The organism is Streptomyces sp. NPDC005799 (assembly GCF_040630525.1).
Lineage (GTDB): Bacteria > Actinomycetota > Actinomycetes > Streptomycetales > Streptomycetaceae > Streptomyces > Streptomyces griseorubiginosus_B.
Genome location: NZ_JBEXXQ010000036.1, coordinates 58,173 through 75,231, shown reverse-complemented (window position 1 = coordinate 75,231; position 17,059 = coordinate 58,173). Strand labels below are relative to the sequence as shown.

Sequence of the window (17,059 nt, the reverse complement as noted above, 5' to 3'; positions counted from 1 at the left end):
AGGCCCCGGACGCCATGCGACCGGGGCCGTCGGCGTCACCCCTCCACGGTCACGTACCCGGCTGCCTCCAATTCGACGACGAGTTCGTCGATGTCCTCCGGATCGATCCCCGCAGCCCGCCGCTGCAGCTCCTGCGCGCGTGCCGTGTCGATGTCCCAGTCGTCGCCGGACACCAACTCCAGCAGCAGGCCGAGCGCGCCGAGGCTGAGCCCCGACCGCCGGATCAGCTCGTTGGGGAACCACGTCGTCGGCGCGAACGGGTCGCGGAGGACGCGGTCCTGGACGTGCGGCTGCACGCGAATGATCTTCTTCATCTGCTCTCCATCTCATCAAGCGCCTCGCGCGCACGTACTAAGGCCGGGCAGAAGCGAGGAGTATTAGCCGCCCGCAGTGTTGTGAGCCCGTATTACGTAACCCGTGTTTCTAAAGGGGACCCGCTGGCGAGGTGTCCGGCTGAGACCCCTTCCAGCCCGGAGGGCGCGGGACGCGAGGGGTCCGCTGGTTGCGTCCTCTAATTGTCCGTTTTCTGCGGAAGGTCGTAGACGGTGAGCACCGTCACGAAACCACCCCCGCCAGGCTCTCCAGCCGGGATCTTCTTCGTCTCCCGCGTCATGTAGCCGAACTCCTCCAGCTCCGCGAACGCCGTCCGGTAGGCCCGCTTGCCCTCCGCCCGGGCGCCGCGGTGTCGGTACGCCTTCTCCCACATCTGCTGCGCGTTGGTCTGCCAGCCAGGAGGCCGCGCGATGATCTCGACCAGCACCATGCGGGCCAGCATGCTCATCCGCTCGTCGAACACCATCTCGTTCGGCGGCTGCGAGAAGTTCTTCTTCAGCTTCGAACGTCGGACTATGAGCACGCGCGGGCCCCCGTCTGGCAGGCGCGAGCGTGGAACGGTACTGTCATGAGTAGTGCCTTACTTCGTGGTGGGACACTGTGGCAGCGGGAGTCGAGGCCCGCTCAAAACGCAGAACGGCCGGACGGTTGACCCCGTCCGGCCGTCGCCGTTTCACAGGTAATTCTATGTGACTACTGTGGCCAAAACCGGCCATTGGCCTGCAAGTTCACCGATCCCACCCCGCGCCCTCATCCCCGTCCAACCACGCGTAGTAGTCGCCCCCCTGCCACGCTGTATGCCGCTGGTGATAGCCGCGCTCGCCGCAGTACACGGTGTCTGGCATCGGCTCCTCCCGGAACGTTGCCGCACACGGTGCGTCGCCTGTCGGCTCATCCATCCTGCGCCTCCTTCGGCGTGGCCTTCTTGCGCGTCCTGCCAGAGCCTCGGTAGTTCTCGATGATTCCCTGCACGGTGGAGATCGATAGGCCGAGTCGATCGCCGATCTCCCGATAGGTGATCTTCGCTTCGCGCATGGCCAGTACCAGTTCCCGGCGCTCCTGGGTCCAGGTCTCGTTGCGCTTCATCTGGTCGGCCAGCACCTTGTTCCTGGCGCGCACCCGCTCTTCCGGATCCTCGATGCGGTCCACTTCGTCCAGGGCGTCCGTCACTCGGCGCACCTCCTCGTCGCTCATACCCGAGCCCTTCTTCCGGGCGGGCACTGGCATGAGTTTACGGGATCCCGTAAAGTCTCTTCCAGCAGTCCGCACTGCTAACGCAAGAAGCCCCCGGCCCGGCGCTGGAACGCCATATGGGCCGGGGGCGCCCACCTTCAACCGTGACGAAGAGGCAGGCAATGCCCAACCGTACCGATCACCGCACCACCGAGCACCCTCCGGGACTCCCCGAACCCTCGTACGCGTCGCCCTGGCCCGAAGACTGCATCGCCCGCTACCTCACCCCAGCCGGCGAACACGTCGACATCACATACGTCAGCCGCGCCGGATACCTACTGAGCACCTGCACGGGCTGCGGCAACGTCGACGACACCGACACCTACGGCCTCCTCTCCGACCCGCCGGAGAAGGAAGACGCCCGCATCGAGAAGGCGCTGCCCGAAGCCCGCGAGCAAGCCCAGGCCCACGCCGAACGCTGCCGCGCCCTCCCGCGCCCGACGGTGACCTCATGAGCAAGAAGCAGCCACCCGCCGTCGCCGCCTACGCCCAAGCCGCACAAAACTGCCGCGACATCGGCCAGCAAGTCGGCGTCCGCAACTGCGACAACGACCTCAACTGGCGCGCCGCCGAACTCGTCGCCGAAGCCCGCTTCAACGACGCCCGCAACGCCGGCCACAGCGTCGACGAAATCCTCAAAGCCGGGCGGAAGCAATGAACGAGCCCATCACCCCGGTCGACGAAGACGTCAACGCCAACTCGGCCGAGCTCCTGGCCCGCGCTGCCACGGACTACCGCGTCACGCAGACCGCAGGAACCGAGCAGCAGAACCAGGGCGGCACTGGTATCCGGCAGGGCGTCCTCCCAGGAGGAACCCGCTGATGGGCGAACGCTTCTGGTACGGCCTCGGCGTCCTCGCCACCCTCGCATCCGGCATCTTCGCCGTCACCTGGATGACCACCCACTAGACCGGCCGGCGCCCGCGACCACTCCCCCCGCGGGCGTCGGCCACCCCCAATCCAGAACAGGAACCACTCGTGTACACCGGACTTGCCCACACCGGGGTTGGCGCCGCCTTCCTCACCGTTGCCGCGATCGGCACCACGATCAGCGGCTACATCACCAGACGCGCCACCCGCCGTGCCCTCCGCCGCAACCAGCAGGACGGTGGCGACCAGTGAGCCTCACCGTCACCGTCCTCATCCCCGCCCACGACGAAGCCGCCACCATCGAGCGGTGCATCCACGCCGCCCGCACCTCCAGCTACCCGGTGGAGCGGATCGTGGTCGTCGCAGACGCCTGCTCGGACAACACCGCAGAGTTGGCGCGCTCGGCCGGCGCCGACCTCGTCCTCGAGACCGACTTCAAGGACAAGGCCGCCGCGCAGAACGCCGCCCTCTGGGACATCACCAGCGACATCACGATCGGCTTCGACGGCGACACCTGGCCGGACCCGGACTGCATCCGCCTCATGATGGAGCACATCGAGCGGGACGGCCTGGACGCCACCTGTTCGACGATCCTGCCCGCCCAGGGCGCCGTCGTGCCCTACTCCAAGACGACCGGCTGGGGCCGCGCCGAGGCCGCCTTCTTCACCCGGCAGCGCCGCTTCGCCTACGCGTTGGGTCGCCGCTGGTGGCGCCTCTGCCAGGCCAAGGTCGGCCGTATCCAAGTCCTCACCGGCGCCTGCTACGCCTTCAAGACCGCAGCGATCCAGGGGATCGGCGGCTTCCCCAACGGCTTGATTACCGCCGACATGGACGCCACCTGGGCGCTGCACGGCGCTGGCTACAAGCTCGACTACACCGGTGACGCTCTCGCCTACACCCTCGACCCCGAGGACTTCCGCACCTACCGCAACCAGATGCGCCGCTGGTCCTCCGGCTACTACCAGAACATGGCCAAGCACCGCCGCCAGCTCAAGAACTGGCGGTCCCTGCTCGTTGTCGGCGGCGCGATCTTCGACCTGGTCAGCCTGTTCTTCGCCGAGGGGTACCTGATCTGGTCCGCGGTCACCGGCACACACGAGGCCCTGCTGAAGGCGTTCCTGTTCTGGACCGCCGTACACACGATCGTCTCCTCGGTCCTCGTCGCCACCGTCGTCGGCGTCCGCGAGGCCGTGTACGGCGTCGTCCCGTACACGCTGGTCAACTACTACAACAAGTGGCTCTACCTGTGCGGCTTCACCCGCGAATGGATCCTCGGCCGCCACTACGCCTCCTGGACCGGACGCCAAGGCCGCAAGACCGTCATCACCCCCATGACCGCCGCCCGCCGCCGCACCCTCAGCATCCTCGCCGCCGCCACCGGCTCCCTCACCGGTCTACTCGGCGGATACCTCGGCAACAGCCTCCTCTACACCGCCGGCATGGGCGCCGCGGTCGCGATCCCACTCTCCATGGTCCGGCTCCGCGGCACCGGCAAACGCCGCGCCACCGACACCACCACCCCGGCCGTCACGGAGGAGATCCCCCTCCTGAAGCTGTACGACCCCGACACCGAACAGACCCTGCAACTCCAGCTGCCCGCACGCTGAGGAGCCCGACCGTGCCCCGCCGCCGACACCGCACGATCAGCGACCACATCGCAGGCACCTGATGGCGCTCCGGAAACCATGCCCGAAGGGCCGGGGCCAGTGCCGCACCTGCTGGAACCACGCCTACAACCCCGACATCCACCGCCGGATGCGCGGCGACTGCCCCACCTGCAAAAAGCACATGGTTGACGGGTGCCCGCCCCAAGACATCGAACCCTGACCATCCCGATCATCCGAGAGGAGCCCCTGATGGGCATGTTCACCCGCCAGAGCAATGAGGACGCCGCCTACCGCAGCGGCCAGGACCGTGCCGAGCGCGCGATCCGCGAGGGCAAGGTCGCCGAGCACGAGCAGCTGCTGACCGAGCTCAACGCGCACCCGCAGACGCTGCGCGGTTTCCGCGACCGCACCGGCAAGCACTGACCGGCTGCCCGCGGCCCGCGACCCCGTACGTGGGCCAAGGAGAACCGACCAGTCCCCACCCTCAACCCTCGAAGGGAGCCCGCCATGCGCGTGCTCTGGCTACTCCTGGCGGCACTCCTCCTCGTCCTCGTCGGCGCCCAACCCGGCCTCGCCGTCATCCTCGGCTCCCTGCTGATGTTCACCATCGGGCTCGCCCTCCACGGCGCCGCACTCCTCCTCGCACAAACCGTCATCAAGGCCATCGTCCTTGCGGCCGGCGCGCTCTGGCTGCTCGGCAATCGGAGGGCGACCGCGTGAGCATCGACCCTGGCAGCTTCCGGCCTCTCCCGCTGCACGACGAGCGGGCAGAAGCCGCGCGTGCCGAAGCCGAGGCCCTCCTCGTCCAGGCCAACAAGATGCACGAGCAGGCCCAGACCGAGGCGCAGCAGATCCGCGACGAAGCCCGCAGCCTCCGCACCCGCACGCTCGCCGAGGCCACCCACGAGGCCAACCAGATCCGCGCAGCAGCAAAGGCCGAGATCGAAGTGCGTCAACAGCGCGACGACAAGCTCGACGTCTGGGCCGCACGCGCCATCATCGCCGGAACCGTCGGCCTCACCGCCTCCGGCGAATACGCCCTCGCCCGCATGGTCGGCTTCGACCGGACCGTTGCCTGGTTGCTGCCGTTCGTCATCGACGTCTACGTCATCCAAGCCTTCCGCCGACACCGCGACATCGTCCAGGCGATCAGCCTCACCGTCGCCGCGAACGTCACCTACCACCTCGCCGACAAAGGCCTCTTCGGCGTCGAGGCCGTCAAGAACCGGCACGAGCCGCAGTGGTGGCTGATCGCAATGGTCGCCTCCGTCGCCTCCCTCATCCTGTGGCGCGTCCACCTCATGACCGCCCCACCCAAGCCCGCACGCGAGCGCCGGAAGCAGCGCCAGGAAGCACGCCAGGTGCCCGTGCCGCAGCCGACAACCGCGCCGCCAGTTCCGGCCCCCGCCGCCGACAGCAGCACCGCCAAAACGACCGTCAACAGCGAGCCTCAGGAACCGCCAACTGGCGGCGACAAGAAGCGACAGGAACCCCCCGCCAAGAAGGCGCCCGCTGTCGACAAGAAGCCTGCTCAACCGCGCCGCCAGAACACCGCCAGAAGCACCGCCAAGAAGACCGCCAACAAACGGCGCTCTCTCGACGAATGGGCCACCGACGCAGGCCCTGTCTTCCACGCCGAGTTCGCCCGGCTCCGCCGCAACCCGACCGCCACCGAGTTCGCCACCGCCATAAGCAAGGCCGGCCTCGGCAAGGTCTCTGACTCCACCGCCAAGAACATCCGCGCGGAGATCCTCGACCGGACCCCGCTGCCCGAACTGGACGACACCCAATGACCATCGAAGACGGCACGACGGGCACGCTCATCAACGGTGTCGCGCAGCCGCTGAAGTTCGTGAAGGTCGACACTAACCCGGAAGCGTCCACGGAGACGTTCGCCCTCAAACCCGAAGCCCCGCCGGAACCCGTAGACACCCCGGAGGTCGCCGCCGACACCGGCACATGGATCGAGGGGCGTCGTGCCTACCTCGAGGACGCGCCGCCCGTCCTGCCGTCCTGGCTGCGTAAGGCCGGCGAGTTCACGGAGGCCGCCCGCTGGACCGTGTCTTACGCGGCGCACGTGACCGCCTTCCACACCGTGCGCCTGCCCGTCTACCTGGTGCGACTCCTCGCCCGCTCACCGCGCGGCACGGGCCGGCTCATCATCCGCTGGGGCAAATGGGTCGCCGACACCGAAGCCCGGCCCGTCGAAGCGAAGGCCGCGGCGACCGCCGACATCGAGGCGTGGCTGTCCCTGTCGCGGGAGAAGTCCCGCCGCGTCCGCCCGCGCCGTGTTGCTTCCCTGGCCGTCGCGACCACCACCGGAATCACCACGCTGATCTGCGGTTTCCTCGTCCCCGGCTGGACCGCAGCCGCCTACGTGGCCGCCGCGGCCCTGGCCGGCCTGTACGGGAAGAAGGGCGACAAGCCGCTCATCACCCGATACCTGTCCGTCAACATTCAGCGGCCCCTTGACTCCGGCGACCTCATCGAAGCGTTGGAGGCCATGGGCATCAAGGGCGACATCAAGTTCGTCGCCCCCATCCAGGTCGACGGACCCGGCTGGCTCGCCGAAATGGACCTGCCCCGCGGCGTCCTCGCGGAGAAGCTCCTGGACCGGCGTAAGGAGCTGGCCGGGGCGATGCGCAGGCCGCTGCAGTGCGTATGGCCGTCCGTCGGCACCGAGCACCCCTCGCGCGTCAACCTGTGGGTGGCGAAGCGGGACCCGCGGACCATCAAACGACCCTGGCCCCTCCTGGCCGGCGGCAAAGCCGACCTGTACGGGGAGTTCCCGTTCGGCGTCACCCCCCGCGGCGAGACCGTCACCATGTCACTGATCGGCACGAACGTGCTGATCGGAGGCGTCATGGGCTCCGGGAAAACCTCGGCCGTCATGGTCATCGCCCTCGCCGGCGCCCTCGATGTGACGTGCGAGATGTGGCTGTTCGAGCTGAAGGGCTCCGGTGATGCCGAGTCCGTGCAGCCCGTCTGCCACCGCTACGTCCAGGGCGACGACGACGAGCACTGTGAGGCCGCCCTCGAAGGCATGCACGCTCTCGAAGCGGAGATGAAACGCCGCAAGAAGATCGTGTCCGAGCTGCCCATCGAGGACGTCCCCCACGGCCGCAAGGTCACCCGGAAACTCGCCAACAAGTACCCCCACCTGCGACTTAACCCCATCCTCGCCATCTACGACGAGGTCCACACCCTGTTCGAACACGCCGCCTACGGCAAGGAAGCCGAAGCTGTCGCCGCCCGCCTGATCCGCAAGGCCCGCGCCTACGGCATCATCCTCGTCCTCACCACACAGCGGCCCGACGCCAACTCCATCCCCAAGAAGATCAGCGACAACGCCATCGTCCGCTTCTGCCTCGCCATCACCGGCCACGTCTCCAACGACCTCGTCCTCGGCACCGGCATGTACAAGCGCGGGATCAGGGCGAACATCTTCGAGCCGGCCGAAGGCGACGACCCCAAGGACTCCGGCACGGGCTGGCTGACCAGGTCGGCGACCAACGCGCGCATCGTCCGCTCCTACTTCGTCCCGCAGGCCGACGCCCGGGAGGTCGGCAAGCGGGCCCTGGCGATGCGCACCGCAGCCGGAACGTTGACGGGTGAAGCCGCAGGTGAGGAGGTCAAACCGGTCGAGCACTCCACGATCGTCGACCACCTGCACTACGTGTGGCCGGATGGGGCGGAGACCGTGCACTCGCACCGGCTCGTCGACGCGCTCGCCTCCTACCTGCCCGAGCTGTACGCGTCGTGGCTGGACGCCGGTAAGCCGCGGTCGGAGATGACCGTGGACGAGCAGCGGGAAGTCCGCACCGCGGCCTCCACGTCGCTGTCGGCGGCGCTGAAGCCGCACAAGGTGCCCACCCGGCAGATCACCATCCGGGAGTGCTGCGGAGGCGCCAAGGGGGTGCGCTACGCCGACCTCCCCGACCCCCGAACCGACCTCGATGACGACGACTAGACCGCCTGAAACCCGGTTTCGGCATGGGGGAGTGGTTTCACCCCGACCCGAAACCGGTTTCGACCCTGATATCGGATCAGCGAGCCTGTGACCTGCACTGATTTCAGGTTTCGAGGCCCGCGCACCACCCCCTGAAACCGCCCTGAACAGCCCTCTGAGACACCCAGACTGAAGGAGAACTCAATGCCAGGCATGTACACGTGGGGCGAAGTGTTCGGTATCGCCGGCCACGCCATCCGAGGCGGCCGTCAGGTCGTCCGCAGCGGCAGCGAGAACGTGGACGGTGGGCACGGTGACCGTGCGGACCGTATCGCTGACAAGGCTGCCGAGCGGCGTGAGCGGGAGGCGGCGGTCGCGTTCGGCGCGCTCGAGGCCGCCGAGAACGAACTCGCGCGCACAGAACACGCTCTGCGGACCGCGCGGGGCCGCGAGAAGGACGCCGCCCGGCGTGCCCGCAACGACGCCAAGGCCATGGTGCGTCGCACCGACGCCGCGGCCCGCCGATACCGCTAACCCCGAAGGGAACCGATCGTCATGTCCGAGCAGCTGCCCGAGCCGCTGTCCGACTACCTGAAGGCCGGGCAGCAGCCGATCCCCGCCCACCACCGGCCCCCCAACATCGCCTACGACGACTATGGTCGTCCGCACCACGTCGTCCTCGGCCAGGCCGCGCCGCCGCCCGTCATCGTGCAGATGCCGGAACGCCCCGGCCTGGACCCGGCCATGCAACGGCTCATCATCATCACGTTCCTCGTGCTGGCCGTGGTCGTCGTCTGCACTGCGGCGGTGTGCGCGGTTGTCGTCCTCGTCGGCGGCACCCTGATGGGGATCATTGGGACGGTGTCGGCGAACCTGCCCATGGTTGGCCTGACCGTGGCTGGGGTGATCCTCGCCGCCGGATGGGCCGCATCCAAGGCTGGGCTCAAACCCGGCAAGAAGTCCAAAGGCTGACCGTCTGCCACACTGCGGTACCAGGCCCGGTCGCGCCCCCCGTCGCGGCCGGGCCGCTCTACGTCTGCGGCTCGGTGGTGTCGGCCGGCGTGGGTCGCTGTACGGCGCGGGCCATCCACCCGTTGGAGATCATGTCGCGGGGCGGCATCTTGGTCTCCAGGCCGAGGGACAGCAGCATGCGCAGACCCTCGGCTGTCTCAGCCTCGTCATCGCCCTGCACCGTGAACCTGAGCGCCATAGCTGCGAGTGTGACGGCCCGTCTCGTCTCGCGCGGCCGGAACCGGGAAGTCCGGGTGTGCGCCGGGGCATGCTGGAGGCGCGCGACCAACGCACAGGCCCCGTGCCGGGGTTGTCGGCCTCGTCGTCCTGCTCCGGGACGACGGGGCCGACTCATGCAGCGGCAGGTCAGCCGGAGGCGTCGGGCCAGTACTCGTCATCGTCCGGCGGGCAGGTGCACAGGTCGGACCAGAGGGCGACGCCGCAGTCGCAGCGGGGGCAGTCGCAGGAGCCGATGCCGTCGCCCTGGCCGCGGTGCAGGTCGGGCAGGCCACACACGTCGCAGCGCTGGCTCACGTAGGCTCCTCGTCCGGGCGCGGACCCGCGCTGACCTTCGGGTCGATGAGGTCGGCGGCGTCGTACGGGTTCGTGATCCAGTTGTCTCCGTCCGGGCCGTCGCCGCTGTACGCAGCTCGGATCTGCTCGGCCAGCTCGTGCGCGTGGATATCGAGCACACCCCTGATGACGCCTTCAGACAGGCCGTAGTCGGCGAGCATCTGGCAGGCGGTGCGGGGGTGGGCGCTCATCCGGTCTTCTCCTCGCTGGCCGCCGGGCGCTCCGGGGCGGTGGTCTTGGTCGGTGTGGCGGCGTATCGGTGGAGCGCGGTCACGACGACGTCTGTGATGGTCCTGCCCTCCGCCTTCGCTTTCGCCTTCACGGCGTCCCAGATGCCGTCGGGCACTCGGACGTTGCGGATGGGTGTCTCGCCGGTCTTGGGCCGGGCCACGGCTTCCCCTCTCTCTGGCTGTACCCACAGAAACTAGCATCCATCTGCCATGACGACTTGACAACCCTCTCCCCTGAGAGCATTCTGTAGGTACAGAAACAAGCGGCGGTCAGGGGAGACGGTAATGACCAAGGGTCAGCAGTTCACGAAGGACATGCGGAAGAACCTCGGCATCGGCACCCGCACCCGCCGCTTCCGCAACGGCCTCGACCTCCACGTCGACATCCTGGAATGCATCCAGCACGCCACCTTCGACGCCGGCTGGTACCGCCCCGAACGCGAGGAACTGTTCCGCGCAGCCTTCGGCGCCTGGCAGTCCTACAACAAGCACATCGCCGGCTACCGGGCCAACAGCAACGTGATCTCCCACATCAACGCCCTGTCTCCCTGGCAGTTCTGCGCCCTGCTCGGCGAGATGGTCGACGCCGAGATCACCAACGTCGGCCAGGGCGAACGCTTCTTCGCCGACATGGCCCGCCGCATCTACACCGAGGCCGCCTGACCCGCGCTCCGCCCGGCCCTTCGGGGCCGGGCCGCTCAACCACCGCACACCGCACCAAGGGGGACCCGATGATCGCCGCCAACCGCACCCGCTGCGCCACCCTCCGCCAGCGCGCCCGCACCCGGCGCGCCACCGCGAAGATCCGCCGCGAAGGCGTCGCCACCCTCGCAACGCACGCCGTAGCCGCCGGGCTCAGCATCAAGGAAGCCGCCTCCGTCGCAGGCAGCCTCCGCGACAAGGTCAGCAAGGCGGGCGTCGTCGGCATCACAGGCCGCACCTTCCGGAAGGGCGCCTCCCGCCCCTGCACCCGCTACACCCCAGCCGACGTTGCCGCGCTGGTCGCGTACTACCGGCCCCGCAAGCCGGCCTATCGCCTCGCCGCTGCCAAGCTCGCCCTCGCGGCCTGAACGGAGAACACCATGACCGTCCGCCTCTGCTGGAACTGCCGCCAGCCCGCCACCCACACCCTCACCCGCGACGGCTCCATCCCGCTCGACGCCTGCGACAACTGCACCCGCATCGACCAGGCCGAAGCCGAGACGCGCGGCTGGACCATCACCCGCATCAAGCGCGCCACGCCCGCGAACCACAAGCCCATCAACACCGTCGGCGGGTTCCAACTGCACTTCCGGAGCGTCGGCCCGCACTACGACCCGGTACAGACGCAGCGCGTGATCGGAAAGCACGTCTACGCCTTCCGCACCCTCCCGGACCGCATCGACGTGTGGCGCTCCGACATGGCAGACCAGCGCGACGGCTACCGGTGGACCCGCGTCCACACCTTCCCGACTACCTGACCCGAGAGGACCCCGCCATGCCCCGCTCCGAGCACCTCGCCGACATGACCACCCCCGGCCTCGAAGACGAACGCGCCGCCTGCCTGCACCTGGCCACCGCCGACTACTGCACCGACCGCGTGCAGGAGTTCCACGCCGACTACGCCGACCGGATCAGCGACGAAATCGACAGCCGCGACAACACCTGACCGCCCGGCACGACCGCACCAGAACGGGGAACCCCGCAATGCGCCCCTACGCCACCGCCCAGCTCATCGGCGACCGCTCCCATCAGTGCGACGCCACCGCCACCGCGACCGGCCCGAATGGCACCCGCGCGTTCGTGCTCCTCGACGGCATCGGCTCCAGCGACGAGGTCCACGACTGGACCCGGACCGCTGCCCGCCGGCTCGCCCGCACGGCCGCCTACCACGCCGACGCGGAAACCGGGCTGCGCGCCCAGTACGACCGGTACGCCGCCGACCCCGACCGGCAAGGCCCGTGGGCGCGCCAGCCGGACGCGTGCGCCGTCGTCGCCGTCGCCTCCCCGCGCTGGCTGACCGTCGCCTGGTGCGGTGACGCCCGCGCCTACCTCCTCGTGGGCGGCAGGCTCATCCGGCTCACCCAGGACCACAACCTGCGGCGCGTCTACCCGCCCAACGACATCCACGGTGGCGGGAACCGGAACATCGTCACCTCCTGCCTCGGCAACTACGAAACCGACCAGCAGGTGAAAGACCGGTACGGGCATCCCGCGATCGAAACCACCACCCGCATGCTGGAGAACTCCCGGCTCCTCCTCGCCTCGGACGGCGCGTACGAGCCGCTGGAAGACGCCGGCCTGGATCTGTCTGGCTACCTCGTCGGCGATGTGGGCGAGACGGCCCGCGCGTTCGTCGACACCGCGGTGGCCACCGCTCGCGCGGTCACGGACCCGTACGCGGACAACGCCACCGTCCTGATCGCCGACCTCCGCACAACCAACTGAAGGAGAACCCGTGGACTTCCACACCGCCCTCAACAGCCTGATCGCCGACCTCACCCCCCAGCCCTGGGACTGGACCGACGGCGCTGGCACCCGGCTTCGGATCATCCCCGAAGGTCTGCGGCAGGACCCGGGTGACGGTGTCGTTGAGATCCAGATCGTCGAGGCCGCTCACGTCCAGGCCGTCCCGGACGGGCCCGAGTACCCGATGCGGTCGGTCGACGTGCCCGGCCTGATCGCCGCCCTCAACGACCGCCGCGAGTGGACCACCACAGACTGGGGCGACACCCTCACCATCCGCCCCGAAGACGACGGGATGCGGCTCGCGTACACCGTGTACGGCCGCGACACCACCGGGCAGCCCGCCGACGTCGACCGCACCATCCTCGTGCCGGAAGCCCAGCGGATGCCGCTCGCCTCCGCGCTACTCCGCGCCCTGGACGTCGCCCGCGACTGGGAAAGCTGAGCACCACCGCGGCCCGTCACCCCGACGGGCCGCGCCTGACCGCCCGACACGACAGGATGAACCACATGACCGCTCACCCTCTGCCCGTCGGTACCCGCGTCCGCCACTACGGCCAGCAGTGGGCCGCCGCCCGCCGAGGAACCGCCACCATCCGCGAGTCCAAGGGTCCGTACCGGGACGGCTCCTACGAGTACCGGGTCACCACGACCGTCGACTTCTCCCGGCGCCCCAGCCCGGACAACCCGGAAACCCGCGAAACCTGGTGGTCATCAACCGCCACAATCCCGACGGAGACCACCCAGTGACCGCCAAGCCTCGTAAGCCGTGGCGTGTGATCCTCACGCAGAACGGTGTCCAGCTCGCCGAAGTCGAGCACACCAGCGAGGCGAAAGCGTTCGCGCACGTGCGCGCGGCCCTCAAGGCTGGCGCGGACACGGCGAAGGTCATGCAGTGGGAGGGCGGCCGTTGGTGGCACTTCGAAACCATCCACGCCGACGACCTCCCCACCACCTGATCCCGCCCGCTCCGTAGGCCCTCGAACCCGCACGGGAACGAGGGCCTCGGCGCTGCCCGCAACCGTCACAGGTCCGTCACACCAGCACCACAGCACCCGAACCCGACCGTAAGGTCACCCCCTGACGTAACCCGCACACAGGGGGAGAACACCGTGAACCGCAGACTTGCGGCAGCGACCGCCATCATCGCCGCCCTCGGCGCAGCGACCGCATGCAAACCGACCAGCACCACCGGTAGCAACGGCAGCATCGCCACCCCGGCCAGCAATGCCAGCACTGGGAATACCACGGCTGCCACCAAGACCGTCCCCGCCTTTACCGGCATGGGCCTCCAGTCCGCGCAAGACGCTGCGCAGGCAGCGGGGTTCTACAGCCTGGACTCCCATGACTCCCTCGGCCGCGACCGCATGCAGATCCTCGACCGCGACTGGAAGGTCTGCTCTCAGAACGTCAAGGCCGGCACGAAGGTAGCTACGGACACGAAGCTCGACTTCGGCGCGGTGAAGCTCAAGGAGACCTGCCCGGCCCACGACCAAGCCGCACCGACGGCAGTTGGCGGAGCGATGCCCAACTTCAAGGGCAAGTCCGTGAAAGCCGCCCGCGCTGCCCTCGACGGCGGCACGTCGATCAACGTCAACGACGCCTCCGGGGATGGCAGGTTCATTCTGGTCGAGTCCAACTGGCAGGTGTGCACCCAGACTCCCGCCGCTGGTGAAAAGCTGAACGGGCAGCCAGTCCAGCTCACGGCGGTCAAGTACGGCGAGAGCTGCCCCTGACACACCGATGCCCTGGGGCCGCTGCCAAACACCCCAGGGCATCGGCCCTCATCGTCACCCCTCAGTGACGCTTGCGCCCCCGCGCCTGCCGAGTCCTCGCTGCCTTACGGGCCATCAGGCTGCGCTGGGGGAACGACCTGCCAGCGTTGGAGATCTCCGCCGCGCGCTGCTTGGTCAGGCCCTTCCGTCGCAGCGCGCGGTACGTCTTGAAACGGCTCCGGTAGACGAACCCGTACTTGCCGCCGCGGTCGCTGACCACACCCTCACCTCGTGCTCGAATCGAAGATGAGATGACACTCTGACCTACGATTCAAAAGTACATGCGCGAGGAGGCATCCACTATGGCCAACCCCAACCAGAGCGCACGCAACAGCCGCAACGGCCACTACATGCGCACGCCAGACACCGTCGCCCGCGACGCCCAAGCCGCCAACCTCCGATCGAAAGGACGCACCTACGCGCAGATCGCCGAAGAACTCGGCTACTACGACAGAGGCAAAGCCCACGCAGCCGTCCAGCGCGCCATCCAAGAGATCGTGAAGGAGCCCGCCGAAGCAGTCCTCCACTTCGAACTCGAACGCCTCGACGCCGAACTCGGGCGCCTCGACGCTCTCGAAGAGAAAGCTCGCGCCGTCCTCAATACCCGGCACATCACCGTCAACAACGGCCATGTCATCATCCACCCCGAAACCGGCGAGCCGATGGAGGACGATGACCCCGTTCTCCGCGCCATCGACCGCCTCCTGAAGATCGAGGAAGCCCGCCGGCGCAACGGCGAACGCCGCGCCAAGCTCACGGGCATCGAAGCCGCCGTGAAGATCGACGCCACCGTGCACGAGGTCACCCAGCAAGACCTCGAACTCCAGGAGATGCTCCGCGAAGCCCGGGCCGCCGTGGACTCCGAGGAGCAGCAGATCCGAGACGGCGGTGAGGAGTGACCCGCACCGGCTACTACCTCGAATCCCTCGTCCCGTCCTGGCTGATGCACGATGGCGGCTACCGGGCCGCCCTCACTCAGCACCTCCGCGACCGGCTCCAACTGCAGGGCTACGAGATCGTCGCGCCGATCCGCATCCGGCCGGCCCAGGGCGATGTACCACCGCCGGTCGGAATGCTGATGCTGCGCGCCGAGACGGAGGTCGAGGAGTTCGACGTCGAGATCGACGATGAGAGCGACACGGAGGAGCGCCATGGCTGATCAGAAGATTGGGCAACTCCTGGACTCCCTCGGCGTCACAGTCGACCTGGACGAAGGTGACATGCCGACCGACGCCCATGTGATCATGAAGGTCGTCAAAGCTGACGGCGCGGTCAGCCTCGTCAAAGCCGCCAGCGAATCCCTCGACTGGATTACCACGCTCGGCATGCTCACCGCTGCCCTGAAAATCGAGAACGACGGCTACGTCAACAGTCGCGACGACGAGGGCTGACCCCGGTGACCACCGCACCCCCGGTCGCCGGATACCTCGACGGGCTCGACGCCGAGACATTTGACCTCCACGCCTACCTCGCCCGCTTCGACCCGCGGCTCCTCGCCGACCCGGAAGGCCGGCGCACCCTCACCCGTCTCGATCCCCTCCTTTTCGCCCTTGTCTACCTCCGCCACCACCTCAAAGACGAGGAAGGGCGAATCACGTTCGGGGATGCGCACCTCGACTGGTGCCGTGCCGCCCGCCGCTGGGTACGGCCACCGGCCAGTCCCAGCGAGAACCGGGACGCTTACATTGCCCCCCGCAACATGGGCAAGTCGACGTGGTGGTTCCTGATCCTTCCGATGTGGGCCGCAGCGCACGGGCACGTCCGCTTCGCCGCTGCGTTCGCCGCATCGGCCACGCAGGCCGAGACGCACCTCGCGAGCTTCAAGAAGGAGATCGACCACAACGACGTCCTGCGCCGCGACTACGCGGACCTGTGCGCACCGGCCAAGCGCCCGTCCGGCGGGAGCGTCGCGGACACGCAGTCGATGTACATGGCCAAGTCCGGGTTCGTGTTCGCTGCCCGCGGCATCGACTCCTCGAACCTCGGCATGAAAGTGGGCGAGCGGCGGCCTGACCTGATCCTGTGTGACGACATCGAGCCCGACGAGTCGTCGTACTCGCCCGACCTCGCGAGGAAACGTCGGGTCACCCTCGTCGACGCGATCCTGCCGCTGAACGTGTATGCGCGCGTCGTGATCTCCGGCACCGTGACGATGCCGGGAAGCATCGTGCACAGTCTCGTGAAGCACGCGCGCGGTGTGGAGACAGCCGAGTGGATCCGCGACGAAGGGTTCGCCGCGCACTACACCCCGCCGATCATCAAGACCATTGGCGGGTACGAGCGGAGCGTATGGCCGGCGAAGTGGCCGCTGGCCTACCTCAAGTCGATCGAGCACACCAGGTCGTTCGCGAAGAACTACGCCAACGATCCCATGGGCGCTGACGGTGATCTGTGGACGCCGGACGACTTCCGCTACCCGGGTGACGAGGGCCCGGACTCGGTCACGCACATGATGCTGTCCATCGACCCTGCGGTCACGGCGAAGCGCAGCTCGGACTTCACAGGTCTGGGCGTGGTGTCGTGGTCGGCGCAGACCCGGCGGTGCACGGTGCACGAGGCGCTCGCGGTGAAGATCCCGCCTGGGGAGCAGTTGCGGGAGCGGGTGCTGGCCTTGCTGGATGAGTGGCCGCAGATCGGTCTGATTCTGGTGGAGGTCAATCAGGGCCATGACGTGTGGAAGGCGATCCTGCACGGCATGCCGGTGAAGGTGAAGACGGTCTCGCAGAACGAGCCGAAGTTCGTCCGGGCGGAGGGTGCCCTGGGGCTGTATCAGCGGGGGCGGGTTCTGCATGCGCGCCGGTTGCGGGAGTTGGAGGAGCAGATGTGCGCGTTCCCGAAGGCTCCGAACGACGATCTCGTGGACTGTGTGGGGAGTGCGGTGCGCCGCTTCATTCCGCCTGAGAGGAAGGCGGCGCCGTCGGCGTCGAAGGCCCCCTATGCGTGATGCGGTTTCATATCGAAGGCGGCGCCGTCACAGCTAGGGGCGCGTCGAGCGTCAAGGCTTCGTCTATCCTTCGATTCAAAGGTGAAGGGT

At 68.3% G+C, this 17,059-nt stretch carries 32 protein-coding genes; 24 read left to right on the top strand and 8 right to left on the bottom strand.

The genetic code is table 11. The features are described from left to right. Window positions 1-35: 35 nt before the first annotated feature. The 3 genes from ABZ453_RS31330 to ABZ453_RS31320 all read right to left on the bottom strand — a co-directional run bounded on the left by ABZ453_RS31330 (window position 36) and on the right by ABZ453_RS31320 (window position 1,527). The gene (locus ABZ453_RS31330) at window positions 36-314 is read right to left on the bottom strand and encodes a hypothetical protein (RefSeq protein ID WP_359020105.1); all 279 of its coding nucleotides are present in this window, start codon (window positions 312-314) and stop codon (window positions 36-38) included. 197 nt (window positions 315-511) lie between these two features. Further along, complete coding sequence (locus ABZ453_RS31325; protein WP_359020103.1) at window positions 512-856, bottom strand: hypothetical protein; 345 nt, start codon at window positions 854-856, stop codon at window positions 512-514. Window positions 857-1,224: 368 nt separating this feature from the next. Further along, complete coding sequence (locus ABZ453_RS31320; protein ID WP_359020101.1) at window positions 1,225-1,527, bottom strand: helix-turn-helix domain-containing protein; 303 nt, start codon at window positions 1,525-1,527, stop codon at window positions 1,225-1,227. A gap of 161 nt (window positions 1,528-1,688) precedes the next feature. Here ABZ453_RS31320 and ABZ453_RS31315 point away from each other — a divergent pair, with 161 nt between their 5' ends. The 11 genes from ABZ453_RS31315 (at window position 1,689) to ABZ453_RS31265 (ending at window position 8,963) form a co-directional block, all read left to right on the top strand. Further along, window positions 1,689-2,021 (top strand): hypothetical protein, encoded by a 333-nt coding sequence (locus ABZ453_RS31315; protein ID WP_359020099.1) that lies wholly within the window; start codon window positions 1,689-1,691, stop codon window positions 2,019-2,021. Then, entirely contained in the window at window positions 2,018-2,224 is a 207-nt protein-coding gene (locus tag ABZ453_RS31310; protein ID WP_359020097.1) for a hypothetical protein, read from the top strand. The genes ABZ453_RS31315 and ABZ453_RS31310 overlap by 4 nt, the downstream gene beginning before the upstream one ends. After that, entirely contained in the window at window positions 2,221-2,388 is a 168-nt protein-coding gene (locus tag ABZ453_RS31305) for a hypothetical protein (RefSeq protein WP_359020095.1), read from the top strand. The genes ABZ453_RS31310 and ABZ453_RS31305 overlap by 4 nt, the downstream gene beginning before the upstream one ends. A 155-nt stretch (window positions 2,389-2,543) precedes the next feature. Beyond that, window positions 2,544-2,687 (top strand): hypothetical protein, encoded by a 144-nt coding sequence (locus ABZ453_RS31300; protein ID WP_359020093.1) that lies wholly within the window; start codon window positions 2,544-2,546, stop codon window positions 2,685-2,687. Next, on the top strand, window positions 2,684-4,042 hold the full coding sequence (locus ABZ453_RS31295) for a glycosyltransferase family 2 protein (RefSeq protein WP_359020091.1): 1,359 nt from the start codon (window positions 2,684-2,686) through the stop codon (window positions 4,040-4,042). Before ABZ453_RS31300 ends, ABZ453_RS31295 begins: the two co-directional genes overlap by 4 nt. A 249-nt stretch (window positions 4,043-4,291) precedes the next feature. Then, window positions 4,292-4,465 (top strand): hypothetical protein, encoded by a 174-nt coding sequence (locus ABZ453_RS31290; RefSeq protein ID WP_359020089.1) that lies wholly within the window; start codon window positions 4,292-4,294, stop codon window positions 4,463-4,465. 84 nt (window positions 4,466-4,549) lie between these two features. Continuing rightward, window positions 4,550-4,762 (top strand): hypothetical protein, encoded by a 213-nt coding sequence (locus ABZ453_RS31285; protein ID WP_359020087.1) that lies wholly within the window; start codon window positions 4,550-4,552, stop codon window positions 4,760-4,762. Then, window positions 4,759-5,835, top strand: coding sequence for a hypothetical protein (locus tag ABZ453_RS31280; protein WP_359020085.1), 1,077 nt, complete (start codon window positions 4,759-4,761; stop codon window positions 5,833-5,835). Before ABZ453_RS31285 ends, ABZ453_RS31280 begins: the two co-directional genes overlap by 4 nt. Next, window positions 5,832-8,012, top strand: a complete 2,181-nt coding sequence (locus ABZ453_RS31275; RefSeq protein ID WP_359020083.1) for an FtsK/SpoIIIE domain-containing protein — start codon at window positions 5,832-5,834, stop codon at window positions 8,010-8,012. The genes ABZ453_RS31280 and ABZ453_RS31275 overlap by 4 nt, the downstream gene beginning before the upstream one ends. 183 nt (window positions 8,013-8,195) lie before the next feature. Further along, window positions 8,196-8,525 (top strand): hypothetical protein, encoded by a 330-nt coding sequence (locus tag ABZ453_RS31270; protein WP_359020081.1) that lies wholly within the window; start codon window positions 8,196-8,198, stop codon window positions 8,523-8,525. 21 nt (window positions 8,526-8,546) lie between these two features. Further along, window positions 8,547-8,963 carry a hypothetical protein gene (locus ABZ453_RS31265; RefSeq protein ID WP_359020079.1) on the top strand — a complete coding sequence of 139 codons (417 nt, stop codon included), beginning with the start codon at window positions 8,547-8,549 and terminating at the stop codon, window positions 8,961-8,963. A gap of 58 nt (window positions 8,964-9,021) precedes the next feature. On the opposite strand, the gene ABZ453_RS31260 is transcribed toward ABZ453_RS31265, so the two are convergent. The 4 genes from ABZ453_RS31260 to ABZ453_RS31245 all read right to left on the bottom strand — a co-directional run bounded on the left by ABZ453_RS31260 (window position 9,022) and on the right by ABZ453_RS31245 (window position 9,966). Next, window positions 9,022-9,201: a hypothetical protein gene (locus ABZ453_RS31260; RefSeq protein ID WP_359020077.1), complete on the bottom strand. Its 180-nt coding sequence runs from the start codon at window positions 9,199-9,201 to the stop codon at window positions 9,022-9,024. A gap of 167 nt (window positions 9,202-9,368) precedes the next feature. Continuing rightward, the gene (locus ABZ453_RS31255; RefSeq protein ID WP_359020075.1) at window positions 9,369-9,536 is read right to left on the bottom strand and encodes a hypothetical protein; all 168 of its coding nucleotides are present in this window, start codon (window positions 9,534-9,536) and stop codon (window positions 9,369-9,371) included. Continuing rightward, window positions 9,533-9,766 carry a hypothetical protein gene (locus tag ABZ453_RS31250; protein ID WP_359020073.1) on the bottom strand — a complete coding sequence of 78 codons (234 nt, stop codon included), beginning with the start codon at window positions 9,764-9,766 and terminating at the stop codon, window positions 9,533-9,535. The genes ABZ453_RS31255 and ABZ453_RS31250 overlap by 4 nt, the downstream gene beginning before the upstream one ends. Beyond that, on the bottom strand, window positions 9,763-9,966 hold the full coding sequence (locus ABZ453_RS31245; RefSeq protein WP_359020071.1) for a hypothetical protein: 204 nt from the start codon (window positions 9,964-9,966) through the stop codon (window positions 9,763-9,765). Before ABZ453_RS31245 ends, ABZ453_RS31250 begins: the two co-directional genes overlap by 4 nt. Window positions 9,967-10,090: 124 nt before the next feature. Between ABZ453_RS31245 and ABZ453_RS31240 the strand changes: the two genes are divergently transcribed. The 9 genes from ABZ453_RS31240 (at window position 10,091) to ABZ453_RS31200 (ending at window position 13,986) form a co-directional block, all read left to right on the top strand. Further along, window positions 10,091-10,468: a hypothetical protein gene (locus ABZ453_RS31240; protein ID WP_359020069.1), complete on the top strand. Its 378-nt coding sequence runs from the start codon at window positions 10,091-10,093 to the stop codon at window positions 10,466-10,468. A gap of 68 nt (window positions 10,469-10,536) precedes the next feature. After that, window positions 10,537-10,875 (top strand): hypothetical protein, encoded by a 339-nt coding sequence (locus ABZ453_RS31235; RefSeq protein ID WP_359020067.1) that lies wholly within the window; start codon window positions 10,537-10,539, stop codon window positions 10,873-10,875. A 12-nt stretch (window positions 10,876-10,887) separates the two neighbouring features. Continuing rightward, window positions 10,888-11,265 (top strand): hypothetical protein, encoded by a 378-nt coding sequence (locus ABZ453_RS31230; protein ID WP_359020065.1) that lies wholly within the window; start codon window positions 10,888-10,890, stop codon window positions 11,263-11,265. A 17-nt stretch (window positions 11,266-11,282) separates the two neighbouring features. Then, window positions 11,283-11,453 (top strand): hypothetical protein, encoded by a 171-nt coding sequence (locus ABZ453_RS31225; protein ID WP_359020063.1) that lies wholly within the window; start codon window positions 11,283-11,285, stop codon window positions 11,451-11,453. Window positions 11,454-11,491: 38 nt separating this feature from the next. Then, window positions 11,492-12,232 carry a mucin-2 gene (locus ABZ453_RS31220; RefSeq protein WP_359020061.1) on the top strand — a complete coding sequence of 247 codons (741 nt, stop codon included), beginning with the start codon at window positions 11,492-11,494 and terminating at the stop codon, window positions 12,230-12,232. A 10-nt stretch (window positions 12,233-12,242) separates the two neighbouring features. Beyond that, window positions 12,243-12,695 carry a hypothetical protein gene (locus ABZ453_RS31215; RefSeq protein ID WP_359020059.1) on the top strand — a complete coding sequence of 151 codons (453 nt, stop codon included), beginning with the start codon at window positions 12,243-12,245 and terminating at the stop codon, window positions 12,693-12,695. 65 nt (window positions 12,696-12,760) lie between these two features. Next, window positions 12,761-13,000 (top strand): hypothetical protein, encoded by a 240-nt coding sequence (locus ABZ453_RS31210; RefSeq protein ID WP_359020057.1) that lies wholly within the window; start codon window positions 12,761-12,763, stop codon window positions 12,998-13,000. Continuing rightward, complete coding sequence (locus tag ABZ453_RS31205) at window positions 12,997-13,209, top strand: hypothetical protein (protein WP_359020055.1); 213 nt, start codon at window positions 12,997-12,999, stop codon at window positions 13,207-13,209. Before ABZ453_RS31210 ends, ABZ453_RS31205 begins: the two co-directional genes overlap by 4 nt. 153 nt (window positions 13,210-13,362) lie before the next feature. Next, window positions 13,363-13,986 carry a PASTA domain-containing protein gene (locus tag ABZ453_RS31200; protein ID WP_359020053.1) on the top strand — a complete coding sequence of 208 codons (624 nt, stop codon included), beginning with the start codon at window positions 13,363-13,365 and terminating at the stop codon, window positions 13,984-13,986. 61 nt (window positions 13,987-14,047) lie between these two features. Here the strand turns inward: ABZ453_RS31200 and ABZ453_RS31195 are convergent, their stop codons facing one another. Then, window positions 14,048-14,245, bottom strand: coding sequence for a hypothetical protein (locus tag ABZ453_RS31195; protein ID WP_359020051.1), 198 nt, complete (start codon window positions 14,243-14,245; stop codon window positions 14,048-14,050). Between the two features lie 61 nt (window positions 14,246-14,306). Here ABZ453_RS31195 and ABZ453_RS31190 point away from each other — a divergent pair, with 61 nt between their 5' ends. From ABZ453_RS31190 to ABZ453_RS31175, 4 genes are read left to right on the top strand one after another with little or no spacing between them, the layout of a single operon-like run. Next, entirely contained in the window at window positions 14,307-14,924 is a 618-nt protein-coding gene (locus ABZ453_RS31190) for a hypothetical protein (protein ID WP_359020049.1), read from the top strand. Continuing rightward, complete coding sequence (locus ABZ453_RS31185) at window positions 14,921-15,184, top strand: hypothetical protein (RefSeq protein WP_359020047.1); 264 nt, start codon at window positions 14,921-14,923, stop codon at window positions 15,182-15,184. Before ABZ453_RS31190 ends, ABZ453_RS31185 begins: the two co-directional genes overlap by 4 nt. Further along, the gene (locus ABZ453_RS31180; RefSeq protein ID WP_359020045.1) at window positions 15,177-15,416 is read left to right on the top strand and encodes a hypothetical protein; all 240 of its coding nucleotides are present in this window, start codon (window positions 15,177-15,179) and stop codon (window positions 15,414-15,416) included. Before ABZ453_RS31185 ends, ABZ453_RS31180 begins: the two co-directional genes overlap by 8 nt. Window positions 15,417-15,421: 5 nt before the next feature. Next, complete coding sequence (locus ABZ453_RS31175; RefSeq protein ID WP_359020043.1) at window positions 15,422-16,969, top strand: hypothetical protein; 1,548 nt, start codon at window positions 15,422-15,424, stop codon at window positions 16,967-16,969. Window positions 16,970-17,059 lie beyond the last annotated feature (90 nt).

Excerpts from the sequence above, each read along its gene's own strand:
- ABZ453_RS31190 (WP_359020049.1), top strand. The coding sequence starts at position 14,307 with ATGCGCGAGGAGGCATCCACTATGGCCAACCCCAACCAGAGCGCACGC.
- ABZ453_RS31275 (WP_359020083.1), top strand. The coding sequence starts at position 5,832 with ATGACCATCGAAGACGGCACGACGGGCACGCTCATCAACGGTGTCGCG.
- ABZ453_RS31180 (WP_359020045.1), top strand. The coding sequence starts at position 15,177 with ATGGCTGATCAGAAGATTGGGCAACTCCTGGACTCCCTCGGCGTCACA.
- ABZ453_RS31230 (WP_359020065.1), top strand. The coding sequence starts at position 10,888 with ATGACCGTCCGCCTCTGCTGGAACTGCCGCCAGCCCGCCACCCACACC.
- ABZ453_RS31285 (WP_359020087.1), top strand. The coding sequence starts at position 4,550 with ATGCGCGTGCTCTGGCTACTCCTGGCGGCACTCCTCCTCGTCCTCGTC.
- ABZ453_RS31235 (WP_359020067.1), top strand. The coding sequence starts at position 10,537 with ATGATCGCCGCCAACCGCACCCGCTGCGCCACCCTCCGCCAGCGCGCC.
- ABZ453_RS31330 (WP_359020105.1), bottom strand. The coding sequence starts at position 314 with ATGAAGAAGATCATTCGCGTGCAGCCGCACGTCCAGGACCGCGTCCTC.
- ABZ453_RS31305 (WP_359020095.1), top strand. The coding sequence starts at position 2,221 with ATGAACGAGCCCATCACCCCGGTCGACGAAGACGTCAACGCCAACTCG.
- ABZ453_RS31315 (WP_359020099.1), top strand. The coding sequence starts at position 1,689 with ATGCCCAACCGTACCGATCACCGCACCACCGAGCACCCTCCGGGACTC.
- ABZ453_RS31240 (WP_359020069.1), top strand. The coding sequence starts at position 10,091 with ATGACCAAGGGTCAGCAGTTCACGAAGGACATGCGGAAGAACCTCGGC.
- ABZ453_RS31290 (WP_359020089.1), top strand. The coding sequence starts at position 4,292 with ATGGGCATGTTCACCCGCCAGAGCAATGAGGACGCCGCCTACCGCAGC.
- ABZ453_RS31210 (WP_359020057.1), top strand. The coding sequence starts at position 12,761 with ATGACCGCTCACCCTCTGCCCGTCGGTACCCGCGTCCGCCACTACGGC.
- ABZ453_RS31320 (WP_359020101.1), bottom strand. The coding sequence starts at position 1,527 with ATGAGCGACGAGGAGGTGCGCCGAGTGACGGACGCCCTGGACGAAGTG.
- ABZ453_RS31225 (WP_359020063.1), top strand. The coding sequence starts at position 11,283 with ATGCCCCGCTCCGAGCACCTCGCCGACATGACCACCCCCGGCCTCGAA.
- ABZ453_RS31260 (WP_359020077.1), bottom strand. The coding sequence starts at position 9,201 with ATGGCGCTCAGGTTCACGGTGCAGGGCGATGACGAGGCTGAGACAGCC.
- ABZ453_RS31270 (WP_359020081.1), top strand. The coding sequence starts at position 8,196 with ATGCCAGGCATGTACACGTGGGGCGAAGTGTTCGGTATCGCCGGCCAC.
- ABZ453_RS31220 (WP_359020061.1), top strand. The coding sequence starts at position 11,492 with ATGCGCCCCTACGCCACCGCCCAGCTCATCGGCGACCGCTCCCATCAG.
- ABZ453_RS31310 (WP_359020097.1), top strand. The coding sequence starts at position 2,018 with ATGAGCAAGAAGCAGCCACCCGCCGTCGCCGCCTACGCCCAAGCCGCA.
- ABZ453_RS31250 (WP_359020073.1), bottom strand. The coding sequence starts at position 9,766 with ATGAGCGCCCACCCCCGCACCGCCTGCCAGATGCTCGCCGACTACGGC.
- ABZ453_RS31265 (WP_359020079.1), top strand. The coding sequence starts at position 8,547 with ATGTCCGAGCAGCTGCCCGAGCCGCTGTCCGACTACCTGAAGGCCGGG.